The organism is Microbacterium sp. SORGH_AS_0428 (assembly GCF_031453615.1).
In the GTDB taxonomy this organism is placed as follows: domain Bacteria; phylum Actinomycetota; class Actinomycetes; order Actinomycetales; family Microbacteriaceae; genus Microbacterium.
The window spans coordinates 565788-584085 of the sequence record NZ_JAVIZT010000001.1 but is presented as its reverse complement, the minus strand read 5'-3'; the positions used below and the strand labels follow the sequence as shown (position 1 = coordinate 584085).

Genomic DNA, 18298 nt, shown 5'->3' with positions numbered 1-18298 from the left:
TCATGGCGACGACAGCCCCGCTTCAGGAAGCGCCTTCCCGCCCCACGACCCTGCCGCCGCGCCAGGCCGCTCTGCTGAGCTCCTCGCGGATCGAGCAGAAGGGCAACATCATCGTCAAGTGGATCACCTCCACTGACCACAAGACCATCGGGTACATGTACCTGATCGCGTCGTTCCTGTTCTTCCTCCTGGGCGGCGTGATGGCGCTGATCATCCGCGCCGAGCTGTTCGAGCCCGGGATGCAGATCATCCCGACCAAAGAGCAGTACAACCAGCTGTTCACGATGCACGGCACGATCATGCTGCTCATGTTCGCGACGCCGCTGTTCGCGGGCTTCGCGAACGCGATCCTGCCCCTGCAGATCGGTGCCCCGGACGTCGCGTTCCCGCGACTGAACGCGTTCGCCTTCTGGCTGTTCCTCTTCGGTTCCACGATCGCCGTCGCCGGATTCCTCACGCCCGCGGGCGCCGCATCCTTCGGCTGGTTCGCGTATCAGCCGCTCGCGAGCGCATCCTTCACACCAGGCGCCGGAGGAAACCTCTGGATGCTGGGGCTCGGCATCTCGGGCTTCGGAACGATCCTCGGCGCGGTGAACTTCATCACGACGATCGTCACGATGCGCGCACCCGGTATGACCATGTGGCGCATGCCGATCTTCTCGTGGAACACGCTCGTCACGAGCATCCTGATCCTGCTCGCGTTCCCCGTTCTGGCCGCGGCGATCTTCGCTGCTGCTGCGGACCGCGTGCTCGGCGCCCACATCTACGACCCGCACAACGGCGGCGTCCTGCTGTGGCAGCACCTGTTCTGGTTCTTCGGTCACCCGGAGGTCTACATCATCGCGCTGCCGTTCTTCGGCATCGTGTCGGAGATCTTCCCCGTGTTCAGCCGTAAGCCGATCTTCGGATACAAGACGCTGATCTACGCGACCATCGCCATCGCGGTGCTGTCGGTCGCCGTCTGGGCCCACCACATGTACGTGACGGGCGCGGTGCTGCTGCCGTTCTTCGCCTTCATGACGATGCTCATCGCGGTACCGACGGGTGTGAAGATCTTCAACTGGATCGGGACCATGTGGCGAGGATCCGTGACGTTCGAGACGCCGATGGTGTTCTCGCTCGGCTTCCTGGTGTCGTTCGTCTTCGGTGGCCTCACCGGCGTCATCCTCGCCTCGCCGCCGCTCGACTTCGCACTCAGCGACTCGTACTTCGTCGTCGCCCACTTCCACTACGTGGTCTTCGGAACCGTGGTGTTCGCGATGTTCGCCGGGTTCTACTTCTGGTGGCCGAAGTGGACGGGCAAGATGCTCAACGAGCGTCTCGGCTACATCCACTTCTGGATCCTGTTCATCGGCTTCCACATGACCTTCCTCATCCAGCACTGGCTGGGCGTCGACGGCATGGTCCGCCGTTACGCGGACTACTCGTCGGCAGATGGTTGGACGTGGCAGAACCAGGTGTCGACGATCGGGTCGATGATCCTCGCCGCATCGGTCATCCCGTTCCTGCTGAACGTCTGGATCACCGCGCGCACGGCGCCCAAGGTCACCGTCAACGACCCGTGGGGCTACGGCGGATCGCTGGAGTGGGCCACGAGCTGCCCGCCCCCGCGCCACAACTTCACGTCCATCCCGCGCATCCGTTCCGAGCGTCCCGCCTTCGATCTGAACCACCCCGAGGCCGCCGTCCCGGTGGGCGTGGGACCCGCGAAGGATGCCCCTGACGCCCCGGTCGTCGATGCGGCCGACGGAGAGGTCAAGTAAGTGCGCACCAATATCAACCTGTGGTGGATCCTGGTCGGGTTCTTCGTCTTCATCGACGTCGTCTACACCGGCTGGAACATCCTCGCCCATCCTGATCTCGCCTGGCACAACGCCATCGAGTGGGTCGGCTCGGTCGCTCTGCTGTTCGGTGCCCTCATGGCGCTCATGATCGGGTTCTACACGCACCGGGTCTACAAGGCGCAGCAGGGTGAGCTCCCCGAGGACACGCTGACGGCCGACATCGACGACGGCGATCCCGAGCTCGGCGAGTTCAGCCCCTGGTCCTGGTGGCCGCTGGTTCTCGCAGCCTCCGCTGCAGTCGCGGCGATCGGTCTCGCGGTCGGCACCTGGATGCTCCCGATCGGTCTCGGCATCTTCGCCGTGGCGATCGTCGGCTGGGTGTACGAGTACTACCGCGGGTACTTCGCCCACTGATCCGTGCCGATCAGGCTCGACGCGGCCGCCGTTTCAGACATCGGCCGATACCGCACGTCCAACCAGGATGCGGCGTTCACCGCATCCTGGGGGGCCGCCGTCGCCGACGGCGTCGGGGGAGGCCCCTCCGGGGATCTCGCTTCGGCGGCCTTCGTGCACCGGCTCGTGCCGTGGCCGCTGGCGGCGAAGGATGCGGAGCAGTTGCTGGTGCAGATCCGCGAAGCGAACTGGGACCTGCGCGCCCATGTGCAGCGCGATCCTTCGTTGCAGGGCATGGCGACGACGTTCACCGGCGTCTTCGTCGCCCCCGAGGACCGTCTGCTTCTCGCCCACACGGGGGACTCCCGCGCCTATCTCCTCCGCCACGCGCAGCTGCGTCGCGAGACGCGGGACGACTCCTACGTGCAGGCGCTCGTCGACAGCGGCCTGCTCACGCCTGAGGCTGCGGCATCCCACCCGCGCCGCAACATCATCACGGCGTCACTCGGCGGGGGCGAGGAAGACGTCGTGTCGATCGCGGAGCGCGACACGGTGCTCGGCGATCGCTGGCTCCTGTGCAGCGACGGCGTCAGCGACTACCTCGACGACGAGGAGATCGGCTTGACGCTGCTGCGGCATCGCAGCGTCGCCGATGCGGCAGCGGCACTCGTGGCGCTCGCTCTCGACGGCGGCTCACGCGACAACGTCACCGCCGTGGTGTGCGACGTGCTCGACGGAGAAGCCGCCGCGGAGCCCGCGACGTTCAGCGGCTCGGCGGGCGAGCTCTTTCAGGAGAACCTGGACATCTCCGCCTGAGCGCCGGCGCTCTCAGGGCGTGACGATCGAGACGAGCGGGTCGCGGTGTCGCGGGAGGGGGCCGGAGGCGTCCTCCGCGGGATATCCCTCGCGCACCCAGTACTCGTATCCGCCGATCATCTCTTTGACCTCGTAGCCGGCCTCGGTGAAAGCGAGAGCACCCTTGGTGCCCGCGTTGCAGCCGGGGCTCCAGCAGTAGACGACGACGGAGGACCCGGCGGGAATGAGCTCCGCTGCGCGCTCCGCGATCTCGCGGTACGGAAGGTGGACGGCGCCGGAGATGTGCCCCTGGTCCCAGGCGGCGGCGTTGCGCACGTCCACGAGGACGATGTCCTCGCCAGCGCGCCGCGCGGCGAAGACGTCCGAGGCATCGGTCTCGTGGGCGAGCTTGGTCGAAAAGTAGCTGCGTGCATCCTGCATGGCTCGACTCTATGGAGCGCCAGGCCGAACGACAGCGGCCAGAACGGTCGCAGAGCGGCGGGATCCTGCCGGTCAGGTCAGGAGGCCACCGATCGTGACGGGACTGTCGACGATGTTGCCGACGATTCCGCGGATGACGTTCTCACCGGTCTCCTGACGCAGTCCCGCGTACCAGGCGGCGGTCGTCTCGGGATCGAAGCCGTGGGTCTCGGCCGCGCGCTTGCGCGCCCGGAGCACGAGGTCGCCGGCACGCGCCGTGCGGGCCGCTTCATATCGACGGAGCGCGTCCGCGACGCCGAGAGTCGTTGTGGCGAAGACCAGACCGAGCACGAAGCTGTCCTCGAGGGCCGAGCAGGCGCCCTGGCCGATGTCGGGAGCGGTGTTGTGCGCGGAGTCGCCGAGGAGGACGACGCGCCCGCGCGTCCACGTGTGGAACGGATCGATGTCCCAGATCTCGACCCGGTTGAGCGACGCTGCGGGGTCGATCGCGTCGAGCAGCACCTGCACGCCATCGGTCCACCCGGCGAAGGCCTCCCTCAGCGGGGCGACGCCTTCGCTGCGGTCGTACGGAATCCCCGAGGGCTGCGGGACGTCGAAGAAGAAGTAGAAGCGGTCGCCGGCGACCGGCATGACCGAGACGCGCTTGCCTTCGCCGACGTACGTGGTCCACTGGTCGATGGGGGAGATGCGGGCATCGACCGGGACGAGACCGTTGAAGTTGGTGTACCCCGAGTAACGGCGATCCGTCGGCGTACCCAGTACGTACTCGCGCGTCAGCGACCGTGCGCCGTCTGCACCGATCACGAGATCGGCTCGGGCGGTGCTGCCGTCTTCGAATGTCACGGCGACCACGTCATCCGCCTCGGAGAGTCCGGTCATCCGCATCCCCAGATGGATGCGGTCGGCACCCACCGTGTCCATGAGCAGCGCCTGCAGGTCGGCGCGGGCGACCGGGTAGGCGCGCTGCCCCGTCTGTTGGGTCACGGGGTCGAGGCTGAAGCGGCACATCTCGTCTCCGGCGAGCCCGTCGACGTAGGCCATGTAGTCCATGCGGCCGCCGAGAGCGGCCACCTGGTCGCCGAGGCCGAGCCAGTTGAGGACCTTGACGCCATTCGGCCACAGCGACAGCGCGGCGCCCACGGGGCGGTTCTCACGGATCTGGTCGTAGACGTGGACGTCGTGGCCGAGGCGGGCGAGCGCGATCGCCGCGCTCGTTCCGCCGATGCCTGCTCCGATGATGATGACTCGCACATCGATACGCTAGCGAGGCGCTGTCACGGGAATGTTACAGACACCAACATCGCGGAGCACAGATGAAGAGAGGGCCCCGATCCTCGGATCGGAGCCCTCTCTTCATCTGGACGAGATCACTTCTTGTCGTCGTCCGTCTCGGGCTTCTCAGCACCCTCGAGGAACTTCGGCGCGGGGAACTCCACCTCCGCCTTGTCGTGAAGGGCGACGGTCGGCCGGCCCTCGGCGGCGGCCCGCTGGGCGGCACCCTCGAGCTCGGCGGTCTCCTCGGCGTCGATGTGGTCGATCTCGTGGTGCTGGTGCGCGAGGGCGGCATCCACCTCGGCCTGCGTGACCGGGGTGAGGCGGTCCTCGAAGAACCAGCGCGAGAGCGATGCGCGCATGTTCTGGTGCCACGGGATGCGTCCCTGCGCGTTGGGGCGCACGACGAGCGGCTCGTTGACCTCGAAGTCCACCAGCTTCCAGCGCTCGTACTCGTCGACGGGCTGGTGCACCTCGATGTACTCACCACCGGGAAGGCGCACGATGCGGCCGGATTCGTAGCCGTGCAGCGCGATCTCGCGGTCCTTCTTCTGGAGCGCGATGCACAGGCGCTTCGTCACGAAGTAGGCGATGATCGGGCCGACGATGAGCAGGGCCTGGAGCGTGTGGATCACGCCCTCCATCGTCAGATGGAAGTGCGTCGCGATGATGTCCGACGAAGCGGCTGCCCACAGCACGGCATAGAACGTGACACCCGCCGCGCCGATGGCCGTGCGCGTCGGCGCATTGCGCGGACGCTGCGCGATGTGGTGCTCGCGCTTGTCGCCCGTGATCCATGCCTCGATGAACGGGTAGATCAGCACGAGGACGATGAACAGACCCAGGATGCCCAGCGGCAGGAGGATGTTCCACGACCACGTGCGGTCGAGGAAGACGAACTCCAGGTGCGGCGGGACGAGGCGCAGCGCACCGTCGGCGAAGCCGATGTACCAGTCCGGCTGCGTACCGGCCGACACGGGGGAGGGGTCGTACGGGCCGTAGTTCCAGATCGGGTTGATCGTGAAGAGCGAGGCGATCAGGACGATCACACCGAAGGTCAGGAAGAAGAATCCGCCCATCTTGGACGCGTACACCGGGACCATCGGGTAGCCCACCACGTTGCTGTTCGTGCGGGCGGGCCCGGCGAACTGGGTGTGCTTGTTGATGATCATGAGCACGAGGTGCAGCGCCAGCAGTGCGATGAGGATGGCCGGCAGCAACAGGATGTGCAGCGTGTAGAGGCGCCCGACGATGTCGGTGCCGGGGAACTCGCCGCCGAAGAGCAGGAACGAGATCCAGGTGCCGACGACCGGGATGCCCTTGACCATGCCGTCGATGATGCGCAGACCGTTACCGGAGAGGAGGTCGTCGGGGAGCGAGTAGCCGGTGAAGCCTTCCGCCATCGCGAGGATGAACAGGATGAAACCGATCACCCAGTTCAGCTCGCGGGGCTTGCGGAACGCGCCGGTGAAGAACACGCGCAGCATGTGGACGCCGATACCGGCGACGAACACGAGCGCGGCCCAGTGGTGGATCTGACGCACGAGCAGGCCGCCGCGCACATCGAACGAGATGTGCAGGGCGGACTCGAGGGCGGCGGACATCGCGATACCGCGCATCGGCTCGTACGCACCGTAGTAGTGCGTCTCGACCATGGACGCCTGGAAGAAGAACGTCAGGAACGTGCCCGACAGCAGCACGACGACGAAGCTCCACAGAGCGATCTCGCCGAGCATGAACGACCAGTGGTCGGGGAAGATCTTGCGACCGAGCTCCTTGACGAGACCCGACAGGCTGGTGCGCTCATCCAGATAGTTCGCGGCGGCACCGACGAATCGGCCGCCGAGGGGCTTGCTGCGCTCCGAGGACCCTGCGGGCATCGCGGGTTCCGTCGTCACGTTCTCCGTGGGGTGGGTTGCGGTGCTCAATGGCGCTCCCAGAAGCTCGGACCGACGGGCTCGGTGAAGTCACTGCGGGCGACGAGGTAGCCCTCGTCGTCGACCGCGATGGGCAACTGCGGCAGCGGACGTGCGGCCGGGCCGAAGATGACCTTCGCGCCGTCGGAGACGTCGAACTGCGACTGGTGGCAGGGGCAGAGGAGGTGGTGCGTCTGCTGCTCGTAGAGAGCGACGGGGCACCCGACATGGGTGCAGACCTTGGAGTAGGCGACGATGCCGTCGTACGACCAGTCCTTGCGGTCCTCCGCCTCGATGAGCACGTCCTGCGGCATGCGCATGAGCAGCACGATCGCCTTCGCCTTCTCCTCGAGATAGCCGTCGTGGTGGCTGAGGGAGGCGAGCTCTTCCGGGATCACGTGGAACGCGGAGCCGAGGGTGACATCCGATGCCTTGATCGGGCGACCGCTCGGGTCGTGCGCGAGACGCATGCCCTGCTTCCACATGGTGTGGCTGAGCAGGTGCACCGGGTCGCCGGCGTACGGGTTCTCCGGGCTCGACTCGGGAGCGAGGCCCCGGAACAGGACCACGCCGGGGACGACGGAAGCGACGAGAGCGGCGAACAGCGAGTTGCGGATCATCGCGCGGCGTCCGAATCCGGACTCCTCGTTGGCGACAGTGAGAGCCTCGACGACCGCCTCGCGGGTGGTGTCACGGCCGCGCGTCGCGTGGCGCGGCTCGATGAACTCCTTGTCGGACATGATCGCCTTCGACCAGTGGATCGCGCCCACGCCGATGGCCAGCAGCGCGAAGGCGATACCGAGTCCGATGAAGAGGTTGTTGTCGCGGATGGCCGCGATGGAGCCGCTCTCGATGGGGAACACCATGTAGGCCACCACGGCCCACACGGAAGCCGCCACCGACAGGTAGAACAGCGTGTACACGGTGCGGACGGCGCGCTTCAGCGCGGCGGGGTCCTTGTCGGTCACGCGCTCGCGGTGGGGCGGCAGACCGGGGTTGTTCACCGGGTCGGACACCGTCACGGCGAGCCCGCTGGAGGGCTTCCAGGAAGCCCTCTCGTGCTCGAGCGCGTCGTCCTCGTGTGCCATGGTGCTCCTCGTACGTTCCGTCAGTTCGTCAAAAAGATCAGTTGGACTTCGCGGTGATCCACACCGTGATGGCGATCAGCGTGCCGATGCCGAAGATCCAGATGAACAGGCCCTCCGAGACGGGGCCGAGTGAGCCGAGCGAGAAGCCACCGGGGGACTCGGTCTTCTGCATGTACAGCAGTGCCGAGATGATGTCGCGCTTGTCCTCGGGGGTGAGGTTCATGTCGTTGAAGACCGGCATGTTCTGCGGGCCGGTGACCATGGCGGCGTACATGTTCAGCGCGCTGGTCGTGTGCAGGTCGGGGGCGTACTTGCCCTCGGTGAGCGCACCGCCGGCGCCGGCCACGTTGTGGCACATGGCGCAGTTGATACGGAAGAGCTCAGCTCCGGCGGAGACATCGCCTTCGCCGTCGAGGACCTCGGACGACGGGTAGGTCGGGCCGGGCGCGATCGACTGGACGAACTTGGCGATCGCCTCGGTCTGCTCGTCTGTGAACTGGACGGGCTTCTGCGGCGCCTGCGGTGCCTGCGCCTGCAGGGGCATACGGCCGGTCGAGACCTGGAAGTGCACCGACAGCTCGCCGACGCCGTAGAGCGACGGGCCGTTCTCAGTGCCCTGGAGATCCATACCGTGACAGGTGGCGCAGTTCGCCTGGAACAGCTTCTTGCCGTCTTCCACGGTGAGCTGGGACGCAGCCGCCTGCGTCTCGGTCGTCGCTGCCATCGCGGCCGACGCGCCGGCGTAGATGCCACCGGTCATCAGGAGGCCGATGCCGATCAGGGCGGCGGCGGCCAGGGGGCTTCGACGACCGGAGGTGCGCCGCTTCTTCTCACGTGCCATGGTGCTGGACTCCGGCTTCTTATTTCAGGAAGTAGATGACGAGGAACAGGGCGATCCAGACCACGTCGACGAAGTGCCAGTAGTAGGACACGACGATCGAGGTGGTCATCTCCTTGCGCCCGAAGTTCTTGACCGCGTAGGCGCGGCCGATGACGAGGAGGAACGCGACGAGACCGCCGGTGACGTGCAGGGCGTGGAAGCCCGTCGTCAGGTAGAACGCGGAGGCGTAGGCGTTCGCCGAGATCGGCATGCCCTCCGTGACGAGCTGGGCGTACTCCCACACCTGGCCGGAGACGAAGACCGCGCCCATGAAGAAGGTGAGGAAGAACCACTCGACCATGCCCCAGCGACGCAGGTTCCAGATCGAACCGGTGCGGTATGGCTGGAAGCGCTCGGCCGCGAAGACGCCGAACTGGCACGCGAAGCTGGACAGCACCAGGATCATGGTGTTCACGGCCGCGAACGGAACGTTCAGCAGCTCGGTCTCCTGAGCCCACAGGTCGGGGGAGGTGCTGCGGAGGGTGAAGTAGATCGCGAACAGGCCCGCGAAGAACATGACCTCGCTGCCGAGCCAGACGATTGTCCCCACGGCGACCGGATCTGGCCGTTTGACCGAACGGAGGGCCTGGTTATATGTCGCTGGCGTCGTCACGCTCACCATTATGACCGATATTCACGGCTGACTCTTGCACCTCGCGCCCCCGAACGGACCTTGTCGCAGCTTAGGGCGACCTAAGAGATTGGGGCGAGCCCGCCGTGAAGACGCTCGGGATCTGGTGATCCTCGCCGGCTGGGTCGTTTACGTCGCCGTCGGACGCGCTCGGTAGGATCGGGAACCATGTTCCCCGCGCGCACCTGGTCCGACATCCTCACGGAACTGCTCGGGGGTGGCGACCTCAGCGTGTCGGATGCGACATGGGCGATGCAGCAGATCATGGCCGGCGAGGCGACACCCTCTCAGCTGGCCGGATTCCTCATCGCGCTCCGCGCCAAGGGCGAGACCGTGGACGAGATCGTGGGCTTCCGCGACGCGATCCTCGCGGCCGCCCTCCCGCTTCCCGTGCCCGCCGATGTGCTCGACATCGTCGGAACCGGCGGCGACCGCTTCGGCACGGTGAACATCTCGTCGACGGCCGCCATCGTCGCCGCCTCCGCCGGGGTCCCGGTCGTCAAACACGGCAACAAGGCCGCGAGCTCCTCCTCCGGGTCCTCCGACGTGCTGCGCGAACTGGGCATCGACCTCACCCTGAGCCCGGATGCGGTCGCCGCGACCCTCGAGCGCGCCGGCATCACGTTCGCCTTCGCCGCCGCGTTCCACCCGGGATTCCGCCACGCGGGCCCCACGCGTGCGGAGCTCGGTGTTCCGACGGTCTTCAACTTCCTGGGGCCGCTGTGCAACCCGGCGCGCGCGGAGGCCAACGCCGTGGGCGTCGCCCATCTGGATCGGGTGCCGCTCATCACTGGCGTGTTCCGCACCCGCGGCGCGACGGCGCTCGTGTTCCGCGGCGACGACGGACTGGACGAGCTGACCACGACCGGACACAGCCGGATCTGGGAGATCTCGCGCGGAGACGTGCACGAGCACGACCTCGATCCGCGCGATCTCGACATCCCTCTGGCCGACATCTCCGAGCTCATCGGCGGCTCGCCCGCCCACAACGCCGAGGTCGTGCGCCGGGTGCTGGCGGGCGAGTCCGGTCCGGTGCGCGACATCGTGCTGCTCAATACGGCGGCCGGGCTCGTGTCGTACCGCCTGTCGCAGGATGCGGCCGAGGTGCAGCGACCGATCCTCGAGCGCCTCGCCGAGGCGAAGGACGAGGCGGCAGCGGCGATCGACAGCGGCGCGGCCGAGCGCACGCTCGCGACGTGGGCGGCGACGACACAGGAGCTCGCGGCGGGCTGAGCGTCCTGGCGGGCCGATATTCACGGCGCCCTGTCTATCGGCGGCTCACAGCGCACCCCTAGGTTCGAAGCACCACCGTTCGAACCCACCGAGGAGCAGAGATGTCCACCGCCACCACCGCCGACACCATCGAGGCGCCCGCCAAGAAGGTCGGCTTCGTCAAGATCGCCGCAATCCTGGGAATCCTGGGCGGCGTTGCCCTCATCGTCGTGGGCATCGCCGTCTGGGTCATGGTCTCGTCGCAGCTTCGTGCCGAGAACATCGTCGTCCCCGACGACGCGATGGCCTTCCAAGGGCAGGTCGTCGACGGTCCCTTCACCGCCTACGTGCAGGCCGACATCATCCAGCACCACGCGCTCGAGGCGTCCAACGGTGCCACCTACGCCGAACTCGACCGCGACGACCCGGTGCGCGCCACGATGATGAACGCCTCGTTCCTGCGCGCCTCGCTGTTCACCTCGGTCGTGTCCTTCGGCGTCGCCGCGTTCGCGATGGGCATCGGCGTGCTGTCGATCCTGTTCGGCTCGGCCATCTACCGGCTCGCCGCGGTTCCGGTCGTCGTTCGCCGCACGAACGTCTCCGGAGCCTGATCCGGTCGCGGGGCGGCGCAACGCCCGATCCGACCCGCGTTCATAGACTGGACGGATGAGCCCGCCCGCCCCGCCCCATGCTGGGGGTGCGGGGCGGGCATTCCCGTTCCTCGTCGTCGCCGGTCTGCTCGTCGCGGCGCTGAGCCTGCGCGGCCCGATCGTCGCCCCGACGCCTGTGATCCGTCAGATCGAGGACGATTTGGGCATCGGGGCGGCATCCGCGGGGCTGCTGACGACCGCGCCGGTGCTCATGTTCGCGCTGCTCACCCCGATCGCGGCCCTCGTGATCCGTCGCGCGGGTGCCGAGCTGGCGTTGCTCGTGACGCTGAGCGGCGTTCTGCTCGGCACCGCGATCCGCGCGCTTCCCGGGTATCCCGCGGTGCTGACGGGGATGATCGTGATCGGCGCGGCGATCACGATCGGAAACGTCGTGATCCCCGTCGTGATCCGTCGTGACGTGCCGCCGGACCGCGTCGCCTTCGTGACCGCGTCGTACACGGCGACCCTCAACGCCGGCTCGCTGGTGACCTCGTTGCTGACCGCTCCGATCGCAGAGCTCGTCGGCTGGAACCTGGCGCTGGTGGGTTGGTCCGTGCTGACGTTCGCCGGGGTCGCCGTGTGGAGCGTCCACCTCGCGAGGGAGCGGCGGCGGGGCGCGCTGTGGGGCGAACGCTTCTCCGGCGCGCCCTCCGCCGCATCCGCCGGCGTGCGCGCCGTCGACGACGTCGCCGCTCTGACGGGCCCGCTCCCGGTCGTCTCTGCGAGGGGCGGCGTGTTCCGGCGACCGGTGGTCTGGTTGCTGCTCGGCGCGTTCTCGCTGCAGGTGACCATCTACTACGCGCTCTCGACGTGGCTGCCCTCGATCGGCGCCGACGAGCTGGGGCTGGACCGATCCGGTGCCGGCGCGCTCGCCTCGATCTTCCAGGGGGTGGCCATCGCCGGATCGTTCCTGGTGCCCGTGCTCGCCCGCTACACCCCGCGCATCGTGGTTCCGTTGACCATCAGCGCATGCTGGCTGACGCTGACCGCGGGCATGCTGTGGGCGCCTGAGCTCATGTGGGTGTGGCTGTCCTTCGGAGCGCTCGCGCACGCGGGCGGATTCGTCGCGATCTTCTCCGCCGTCGTCACCGTGGCACGCACGGATGCGGAGGCCACCACGATCTCCGCGCTCGTCCAGGGCGGAGGCTACGGCATCGGCGCGTTCGGCGCCCCGATCGCCGGCGCGCTGCACGAGGCGACCGGCGGATGGCAGGGTCCGCTGGTGCTCATGCTGGTCGTCGCGGTCGGTTACGCGGTGGCGATCCTCGCGGCGATGGCCTTCGTGGCGCGGGCGAACGCTGCTCCCAGACCCCACTGATCGGCGAAGGCTGCGGCGCCGGGGGAGACCTCGCGAAGGGTCGCGTCGAACATCGGCAGATCCAGGTCCCGCACCACGCGCACGACGGTGGGGGCGACGGTCAGGTAATCGGCTCCGGCCGCGATCTTCGCGCGCACCCCGGCGCTCATCCCCTCACCGGTCACCGCCGCGGCGACGATGCCCGCGAGGTCGCCGTGTGCGCCGAGCAGCGTGGCCGCCGTCTTCTCCCCGATGCCCGCGACCCCCGGAAGGCCGTCGGATGCATCGCCGCGGAGCACAGCGAAGTCGGCGTACTGGTGCGGTGCGACGCCGTACTTGGTGCGGACGACGTCGTCCGTCACGATCTCGAGGTTGCTCATGCCGCGCGCCGTGTAGACCACGCGGACCGCAGCCGCGTCGTCGACGAGTTGGAAGAGGTCGCGGTCCCCGGTGACGATGTCGACGGGCATGCCCGCATCCGTCGCCAGGGTGCCGATGACGTCGTCGGCCTCGTGCGCGGCGGCACCGACGATCGGGATGCCGAGCAGGTCGAGGGACTCGCGGATCAGCGGGATCTGCGCCTCCAACGGGTCGGGCATCTCCTCGACGTCCGGGCCGGTCTCCACCTCGACGACCACACGGTGGGTCTTGTAGCTCGGGATGAGCTGGACGCGCCATTCGGGGCGCCAGTCGTCGTCCCAGCACGCCACGACGTGCGTCGGCTCGTAGGTGCTGACGAGCTTGGCGATGATGTCGAGCAGTCCGCGAGCGGCGTTCACCGGCTGCCCGTCGGGCGCCTTCACCGAATCGGGGACGCCGTAGAAGGCGCGGAAGTACAGCGACGCGGTGTCGAGGAGCATGAGGCGGGACACGCGCTCATCCTGCCACGTGCGTCGGCCTTCGCGAGTGCTCCTGACACCTGAAGCGGACGCGGGCACACTGGGGCGATGGATCCCATCGACGCGCTCCGCGAGATCGCCACGCTGCTCGAGCGCGAGCGGGCGTCGCGCTATCGATCGCAGGCTTTCCGTGCGGCGGCCGAGGCGGTGGCAGCGCTGCCGCCGGCGGCGCGGAGCGACCCGGAGACCCTGCGGCGCACGAAGGGGATCGGCAAGAGCTCGCTCGAGGTGATCCTGCAGGCGGTCTCGGGCGCCGTCCCCGACTACCTGGCGGAGCTGAGAGAACGCGTCGCCCCGGAGGAGTCGAGCACGCTGTTCTCTCGGCTTTCGCGGCGATCTCCACGCGCACTCGAACTGGTCCGACGGGCAGGCGCCCATCGCCGCGATGGCGGATGCGGCGCGTGCCGTGGGCCGCGAGTACGTCGCGCTCACGGATCACTCGCCGCGGCTCCGCGTGGCGAACGGCCTCACAGCCGAACGGCTCGCCCGGCAGCTCGACGAGCTTCCGCTCTACTCCGGCGGCGGATTCACGCTGCTGAGCGGGATCGAGGTCGACATCCTCGAGGACGGTGCCCTCGATCAGACGCCGGAGATGCTCGCGCAGCTGGACGTCGTCGTGGCGAGCGTGCACTCGAAGCTGAGGATGGGGCGTCCCGAGATGACGGCGCGGATGCTGCGCGCGGTGCGGGATGAGCACACGGACGTCCTCGGGCACTGCACCGGGCGTCTCGTCGAGGGCTCCCGCGGGACGCGTCCGCCGTCCGACTTCGACGCGGAGCGCGTGTTCGCGGCCTGCGCCGAACGCGGTGTCGCGGTGGAGATCAACTCCCGACCCGAACGCCAGGACCCGCCGGACGAGCTCATCGCGATCGCGCTGGACGCGGGATGCCTGTTCGCGATCGACAGCGACGCCCACGCACCGGGCCAGCTCTCGCTCCTGGACCACGGCGCGGTACGCGCCGAGCGCGCGGGCGTGCCTGCGGAGAGGATCGTCACGACGTGGCCTCTCGACCGGCTCCGGTCCTGGCTGGTGCGCGAGCGCTGAGCGTCGTGTAACAGAGCCGACATGTGCCCCCGACAGGATGTCCTCATGCCACTCGCTTCCTCGATCTCCGCCTCCCTGCCCGCCTGGCTCCTCGACGAGCTCGATTCGCTGCCCGAGGTGCTCCCCACCGCCGAGGAGCGGATGGACCTCGTCAACGCCCTCGCCGACCGCAACTGGCGCGAGGGCAGCGGGGGACCGTTCGCGGCGATCGTCGTCGATTCTGCGACCGGACGCCTCGTCTCGGCGGGGGTCAACGTGGTGCTGGCCTCGGGGCTGACCTCGATGCACGCCGAGGTGACGACGCTGAGTCTCGCGCAGACCGCGCTCGGGCGCTGGGACCTGGGCGCGGACGGGGCCGAGCTCGAACTCGTGGTCAACTGGCGCCCGTGCGTCATGTGTTACGGGGCCACCATGTGGAGCGGTGTGCGTTCCCTCGTGGTCGCCGGCGAAGGCCCGGTCTTGGAAGAGCTCACCGGCTTCGACGAGGGGCCCGTCGTCGATGACTGGGCCGCCCAGTTCGAGCGGCGCGGCATCCGCGTGACCATCGGCATCCGTCACGACGAGGCCGTCGAGGTCTACCGGGCGTACGGAGCAAGCGACTCCGTCGTGTACAACGCCCGCGGCGCCGTCGACTGACCGTTGCGCGATCGTGACCGGCGACGGACCGCCGCGCCACGATACTGACCACATGAAGTTCAGCAGACTCGTGGCCGGTGCAGCCGTCGTCACCGCGTCCCTTCTGATGGCGGGATGCGCCGCCGCAGCGTCGTCGTCGCCGACCGGGGATCCGACACCGATCGGCGGCGACATCGTCGCACCCGTGACCATGTCGGCGGGCGAGCTCCAGGGGGAGAGCGTCGATCTGGTGGTGGGGCAGACGCTCAACATCGACACCGGCGACCTCGCGGTCGACAGCTACACCGGCGCGGTCGCCGACGGAGACGTCGCCGAGTTCGTCGCGGGCAAGGACGACGGCAGCGCCACTTTCAACCCCGGCGTCCGGGCCCTGGCGGCGGGCACGACGAGTGTCACGATGACGAACAAGGACGGCGGAATCCAGCCCCTCGAGTTCACGGTGGTCGTCACGGCACGATGAGGCTGTGAACGAAGAGATCGATCCCGCCGTCTTCGCGGAACTGCTGACATCGGCGCGCCGCGACGCGTCGGCGCGCCTGACGGCGCGCGGCGAGGCCATCCGCGGCGTGCAGGAGGCGCGCAACGATCCGGCCGGAGCCGATGACGAGCACGACCCCGAGGGCGCCACTCTCAGCGACGAGTGGTCGCGGCTGGAGGGGCTGCGTCGTGCGGCGGGCGCTGAGATCGGTGAGATCGACGACGCGCTGCGGCGACTGGAGCAGGGCGCGTTCGGCGTGTGCGCGTCATGCGGTCGGGACATCCCGGTGGGGCGCCTCCTCGTGCGTCCGACCGCGACGCTGTGCGTGCCGTGCGCCGAGCGCGCCCGCTGAGCGTGCCTAGGCGTCTTCGCGCTCCACGAGGCTGTGATGGATGCGGTGCAGATCCTCCAGGAGCGAGCCGATGAGCACCCAGTGCGCAGAGGGCGGCCGCGGGATCTGCAGCGGTGTGGTCAGCGCGGGCGGCTCGTCGACCGGTGCGGCCGCCGACGCGCGCGTACGCTCCACGTCGTGCGCGGCGCGGCGCATCTGCTCCGCGAGGGCTCGCACCTGCGGATCCGTGACGATCTCGGGCGCGTAATGGTCGTACACCGCCCGCGTCATGCCCGTGACCTGCGTGACGATCGGCGTGTACAGGGCCAGACGGTCGCGAAGCTCCGCCAGCTCGGTGCGGTGGCGCCGGCTGCGGGGGTTGAGCGCGAGCGACTCCGCTCCGCCGCCGATGGCGCGCTCCGCCGCATCCCGCATGGGTCGCAGGAGCCGCGCCTCGACCATCAACGCCTCCAGCTCGCCCGGGGAGCGTTGTGTCTCGAGAGCGTCGGCCAGGCGGTCCAAGGATGCGGCGAGCTCTGCCGACAACCGATCGGTCGCCTCACGGGCGGGTGCGATCGCGACCGGCGGAACGATCGCGATGTTGACGACGAAGCCGATGGCCGCGCCCAGCAGGGTCTCCAGGATGCGATCGAGCGCGTAATCGGGAGTCGCCGGGCCCAGCGAGAGCACGAGGATCGCGCTGATCGCGATCTGCGTGGACGCGGTGGGGGACAGCCGCAGCGCCCAGGCGACCAGGAGTCCCGCGCACGCGGCCAGCAGGACGACCCACGTGCCGTTGCCGAAGGCGAGCCCGAGTGCGGAGGCGAGCAGGACTCCGGCGATGACGCCGACGGATCGCTCGATCGCGCGCGTGAACGACTGGTTCAGGCTCGGTTGGACCACGAGGACAGCGGCGATCGCCGCGAACACCGGCGGCGGGCCGGGGATGAGCCACTGCGAGAGGAGCCACGCCCCCACGGTCGCGACGGCGGACTTGAGGACGAGCAGGAGCGGTGCGCGCTGCGTCGCGCGCACCGTGACCGGCAGCGACAGGCGTGCCATCAGGGCTGGAGCGCGCGCAACGCCCGGGCGGCGTCTGCCGGAGGACACCCGAGATCGTGCGCGGTGAAGGTCAGGTCGTAGCCGCCGCTGCGCTCCCGCTGCGCCCGCAGGCTCTCGCGTGTGTGGCTGTTGTGCGCGCCGGAGAGGAGGGCCTCGGTGCGACGCATCCGGATGCCCAGCTCGCCCTTGGCCGTGGTGGCGACCCGATCGACGTCGCTCCAGGGCGCGGCGCCCATGCGTGCGACGCGAATGCCGTCGGCGTCCGCGCGCAGCACGGTCCCGTTGCGGAACTGACCGATCAGTGAGAATCCGCCGCCCAGGCCGAAGATGCCCACGACCGCGACGCCGAGCAGAAGGCTGGGCGTGTTGTCGATGTTGAGGGCGATGATGACCGCGCCCATGGCGGTGATGACGGCGCACAGGGCGGCGAGCACGAGCAGGCGACCGCGCGGTGTGGTGAAGCGGAGAGTTTCGGTGTCGGAGGCCACCCGTTCAGGGTACGGGGCGCCGCGCCGCTTCATCGCGTCAGCAGCTCGTCCGTGCTGGTGCCGCCGACCGTGACGGTGACCCGCGTGCCCCACGGGTCGCTGGCCGTCACCGTGAGGCCGTCGTCGTCGAAGGGGATGCCCGAGCGGCGCAGCCGGTCGGCCAGTGCGTCCAGCGCCGCGCGATCGGGCACCGCCAGTGCCACTTCGCCGAGGCCGAGACTCGCTGCCCGGGGCCCCGCGCCCGCGCTGTTCCAGGTGTTCATGGCGACGTGGTGGTGATACCCCCCGGCCGATGCGAACAGCGCCGTCGGGATCGCGGTGAACGAGGGGGCGAAGCCGAGAGCGTCGACGTAGAAGCGCCGCGCCGGCGCGATGTCGCCCACTTGGAGATGGACGTGTCCGACCCGGCCGGGCTCGGCGGACACCCGATCGAAGGCGTCTTGTGTGAGGTGGGTGCGGAGGTAATCGTTCGGGTCCAGGAACACCGTGTCCATCTGCACCTCCCCGTCGACGTGGCGCCAGAGATCGCGCGATCGGTCGGTGTACAACTCGATTCCGTTGCCCTCGGGATCCGTGAAGTAGAACGCCTCGCTGACGAGATGATCGCTCGACCCCGTGAACCGGGCGCGAGCGTCCTGCACCGTCCGGTAGACGGTGGCGGCGAGAGTGGCAGCGTCGTCGAACAGGAAGGCGGTGTGGAAGAGACCGGCGGAGCCGGGCGCGGCGAGGGGGAGATCCGGCGTGTGCACCAGGCGCACCATCGAGACTCCACCGCGCCCGAGGACGCGATGGACCTCGCGTCCGCGCGCGCGTTCCTCGATGGGCTCCAGCGCGATCGCGGACCCGTAGAACCCCGTCATCTTCTCGAGGTCGCCGACGCGGAGGGTCACCGCGTCCATGGCGGTCTCGTCGGGGAGAAGCTCGCCGGTGGCAGGGATCTGGGTGCGGTTCATGGTGCTCGTTCCTCGGGGTCTCACCGGCTGTAACGCCGACTCCTCGG

The 18298-nt window shown here is 68.8% G+C and carries 19 protein-coding genes and 1 pseudogene; 10 read left to right on the top strand and 10 right to left on the bottom strand.

All coding sequences use genetic code 11. The features are described from left to right. Window positions 1-2 precede the first annotated feature (2 nt). From ctaD to QE374_RS02915, 3 genes are read left to right on the top strand one after another with little or no spacing between them, the layout of a single operon-like run. On the top strand, window positions 3-1763 hold the full coding sequence (ctaD, locus tag QE374_RS02925) for a cytochrome c oxidase subunit I (protein WP_274287935.1): 1761 nt from the start codon (window positions 3-5) through the stop codon (window positions 1761-1763). Next, window positions 1764-2198 carry a cytochrome c oxidase subunit 4 gene (locus tag QE374_RS02920; protein ID WP_309732024.1) on the top strand — a complete coding sequence of 145 codons (435 nt, stop codon included), beginning with the start codon at window positions 1764-1766 and terminating at the stop codon, window positions 2196-2198. Window positions 2199-2201: 3 nt separating this feature from the next. After that, a complete protein-coding gene (locus QE374_RS02915; RefSeq protein ID WP_309732020.1) occupies window positions 2202-2993 on the top strand; it encodes a protein phosphatase 2C domain-containing protein in 792 nt (263 codons plus the stop codon). Window positions 2994-3005: 12 nt separating this feature from the next. Here QE374_RS02915 and QE374_RS02910 read toward each other — a convergent pair whose 3' ends face one another. From QE374_RS02910 to QE374_RS02885, 6 genes are all read right to left on the bottom strand, one after another. Beyond that, window positions 3006-3413, bottom strand: coding sequence for a rhodanese-like domain-containing protein (locus QE374_RS02910; RefSeq protein ID WP_309732018.1), 408 nt, complete (start codon window positions 3411-3413; stop codon window positions 3006-3008). A gap of 72 nt (window positions 3414-3485) precedes the next feature. Then, entirely contained in the window at window positions 3486-4664 is a 1179-nt protein-coding gene (gene hpxO / locus QE374_RS02905) for an FAD-dependent urate hydroxylase HpxO (protein ID WP_309732016.1), read from the bottom strand. 116 nt (window positions 4665-4780) lie between these two features. After that, a complete protein-coding gene (locus QE374_RS02900; protein WP_309736589.1) occupies window positions 4781-6565 on the bottom strand; it encodes a cytochrome bc complex cytochrome b subunit in 1785 nt (594 codons plus the stop codon). A gap of 44 nt (window positions 6566-6609) precedes the next feature. Further along, entirely contained in the window at window positions 6610-7689 is a 1080-nt protein-coding gene (locus QE374_RS02895) for a Rieske 2Fe-2S domain-containing protein (RefSeq protein ID WP_309732014.1), read from the bottom strand. A 37-nt stretch (window positions 7690-7726) separates the two neighbouring features. Next, window positions 7727-8530 carry a cytochrome c gene (locus QE374_RS02890; RefSeq protein ID WP_309732012.1) on the bottom strand — a complete coding sequence of 268 codons (804 nt, stop codon included), beginning with the start codon at window positions 8528-8530 and terminating at the stop codon, window positions 7727-7729. Window positions 8531-8549: 19 nt separating this feature from the next. Next, complete coding sequence (locus QE374_RS02885; RefSeq protein ID WP_137416759.1) at window positions 8550-9191, bottom strand: heme-copper oxidase subunit III; 642 nt, start codon at window positions 9189-9191, stop codon at window positions 8550-8552. A 177-nt stretch (window positions 9192-9368) separates the two neighbouring features. On the opposite strand from QE374_RS02885, the gene trpD reads away from it, so the two are divergent. The 3 genes from trpD to QE374_RS02870 all read left to right on the top strand — a co-directional run bounded on the left by trpD (window position 9369) and on the right by QE374_RS02870 (window position 12380). Further along, window positions 9369-10433 carry an anthranilate phosphoribosyltransferase gene (gene trpD, locus QE374_RS02880; protein WP_309732009.1) on the top strand — a complete coding sequence of 355 codons (1065 nt, stop codon included), beginning with the start codon at window positions 9369-9371 and terminating at the stop codon, window positions 10431-10433. Window positions 10434-10534: 101 nt separating this feature from the next. Next, window positions 10535-11023, top strand: coding sequence for an aromatic ring-opening dioxygenase LigA (locus QE374_RS02875; protein WP_309732007.1), 489 nt, complete (start codon window positions 10535-10537; stop codon window positions 11021-11023). Window positions 11024-11078: 55 nt separating this feature from the next. Then, window positions 11079-12380, top strand: coding sequence for an MFS transporter (locus QE374_RS02870; protein WP_309732005.1), 1302 nt, complete (start codon window positions 11079-11081; stop codon window positions 12378-12380). Here QE374_RS02870 and QE374_RS02865 read toward each other — a convergent pair. Further along, window positions 12311-13219: a 5'-3' exonuclease gene (locus QE374_RS02865; RefSeq protein ID WP_309736587.1), complete on the bottom strand. Its 909-nt coding sequence runs from the start codon at window positions 13217-13219 to the stop codon at window positions 12311-12313. The two genes, QE374_RS02870 and QE374_RS02865, sit on opposite strands and share 70 nt — an antisense overlap. 87 nt (window positions 13220-13306) lie before the next feature. On the opposite strand from QE374_RS02865, the pseudogene QE374_RS02860 reads away from it, so the two are divergent. The 4 genes and pseudogenes from QE374_RS02860 to QE374_RS02845 all read left to right on the top strand — a co-directional run bounded on the left by QE374_RS02860 (window position 13307) and on the right by QE374_RS02845 (window position 15769). Beyond that, window positions 13307-14303: pseudogene (locus QE374_RS02860) on the top strand (PHP domain-containing protein). A gap of 45 nt (window positions 14304-14348) precedes the next feature. Continuing rightward, window positions 14349-14939 carry a nucleoside deaminase gene (locus QE374_RS02855; RefSeq protein ID WP_309732003.1) on the top strand — a complete coding sequence of 197 codons (591 nt, stop codon included), beginning with the start codon at window positions 14349-14351 and terminating at the stop codon, window positions 14937-14939. Between the two features lie 52 nt (window positions 14940-14991). Next, the gene (locus tag QE374_RS02850) at window positions 14992-15399 is read left to right on the top strand and encodes a hypothetical protein (protein WP_309732001.1); all 408 of its coding nucleotides are present in this window, start codon (window positions 14992-14994) and stop codon (window positions 15397-15399) included. Window positions 15400-15403: 4 nt separating this feature from the next. Then, the gene (locus QE374_RS02845; protein ID WP_309731998.1) at window positions 15404-15769 is read left to right on the top strand and encodes a TraR/DksA C4-type zinc finger protein; all 366 of its coding nucleotides are present in this window, start codon (window positions 15404-15406) and stop codon (window positions 15767-15769) included. A 6-nt stretch (window positions 15770-15775) separates the two neighbouring features. Here the strand turns inward: QE374_RS02845 and QE374_RS02840 are convergent, their stop codons facing one another. The 3 genes from QE374_RS02840 to QE374_RS02830 are packed head-to-tail and all read right to left on the bottom strand — an operon-like array spanning window position 15776 to window position 18251. Further along, window positions 15776-16810 carry an FUSC family protein gene (locus QE374_RS02840; protein WP_309731996.1) on the bottom strand — a complete coding sequence of 345 codons (1035 nt, stop codon included), beginning with the start codon at window positions 16808-16810 and terminating at the stop codon, window positions 15776-15778. After that, window positions 16810-17298, bottom strand: coding sequence for a hypothetical protein (locus QE374_RS02835; protein ID WP_309731995.1), 489 nt, complete (start codon window positions 17296-17298; stop codon window positions 16810-16812). Before QE374_RS02835 ends, QE374_RS02840 begins: the two co-directional genes overlap by 1 nt. A 29-nt stretch (window positions 17299-17327) precedes the next feature. Then, window positions 17328-18251 carry a VOC family protein gene (locus tag QE374_RS02830; RefSeq protein ID WP_309731993.1) on the bottom strand — a complete coding sequence of 308 codons (924 nt, stop codon included), beginning with the start codon at window positions 18249-18251 and terminating at the stop codon, window positions 17328-17330. Window positions 18252-18298: the final 47 nt, after the last annotated feature.

Coding starts and splice junctions, on each gene's coding strand:
- QE374_RS02900 (WP_309736589.1), bottom strand. CDS start 6,565: ATGCCCGCAGGGTCCTCGGAGCGCAGCAAGCCCCTCGGCGGCCGATTC.
- QE374_RS02840 (WP_309731996.1), bottom strand. CDS start 16,810: ATGGCACGCCTGTCGCTGCCGGTCACGGTGCGCGCGACGCAGCGCGCA.
- QE374_RS02855 (WP_309732003.1), top strand. CDS start 14,349: ATGCCACTCGCTTCCTCGATCTCCGCCTCCCTGCCCGCCTGGCTCCTC.
- ctaD (WP_274287935.1), top strand. CDS start 3: ATGGCGACGACAGCCCCGCTTCAGGAAGCGCCTTCCCGCCCCACGACC.
- QE374_RS02830 (WP_309731993.1), bottom strand. CDS start 18,251: ATGAACCGCACCCAGATCCCTGCCACCGGCGAGCTTCTCCCCGACGAG.
- QE374_RS02850 (WP_309732001.1), top strand. CDS start 14,992: ATGAAGTTCAGCAGACTCGTGGCCGGTGCAGCCGTCGTCACCGCGTCC.
- QE374_RS02865 (WP_309736587.1), bottom strand. CDS start 13,219: ATGCTCCTCGACACCGCGTCGCTGTACTTCCGCGCCTTCTACGGCGTC.
- QE374_RS02870 (WP_309732005.1), top strand. CDS start 11,079: ATGAGCCCGCCCGCCCCGCCCCATGCTGGGGGTGCGGGGCGGGCATTC.
- QE374_RS02885 (WP_137416759.1), bottom strand. CDS start 9,191: ATGGTGAGCGTGACGACGCCAGCGACATATAACCAGGCCCTCCGTTCG.
- trpD (WP_309732009.1), top strand. CDS start 9,369: ATGTTCCCCGCGCGCACCTGGTCCGACATCCTCACGGAACTGCTCGGG.
- QE374_RS02910 (WP_309732018.1), bottom strand. CDS start 3,413: ATGCAGGATGCACGCAGCTACTTTTCGACCAAGCTCGCCCACGAGACC.
- QE374_RS02875 (WP_309732007.1), top strand. CDS start 10,535: ATGTCCACCGCCACCACCGCCGACACCATCGAGGCGCCCGCCAAGAAG.
- QE374_RS02895 (WP_309732014.1), bottom strand. CDS start 7,689: ATGGCACACGAGGACGACGCGCTCGAGCACGAGAGGGCTTCCTGGAAG.
- QE374_RS02890 (WP_309732012.1), bottom strand. CDS start 8,530: ATGGCACGTGAGAAGAAGCGGCGCACCTCCGGTCGTCGAAGCCCCCTG.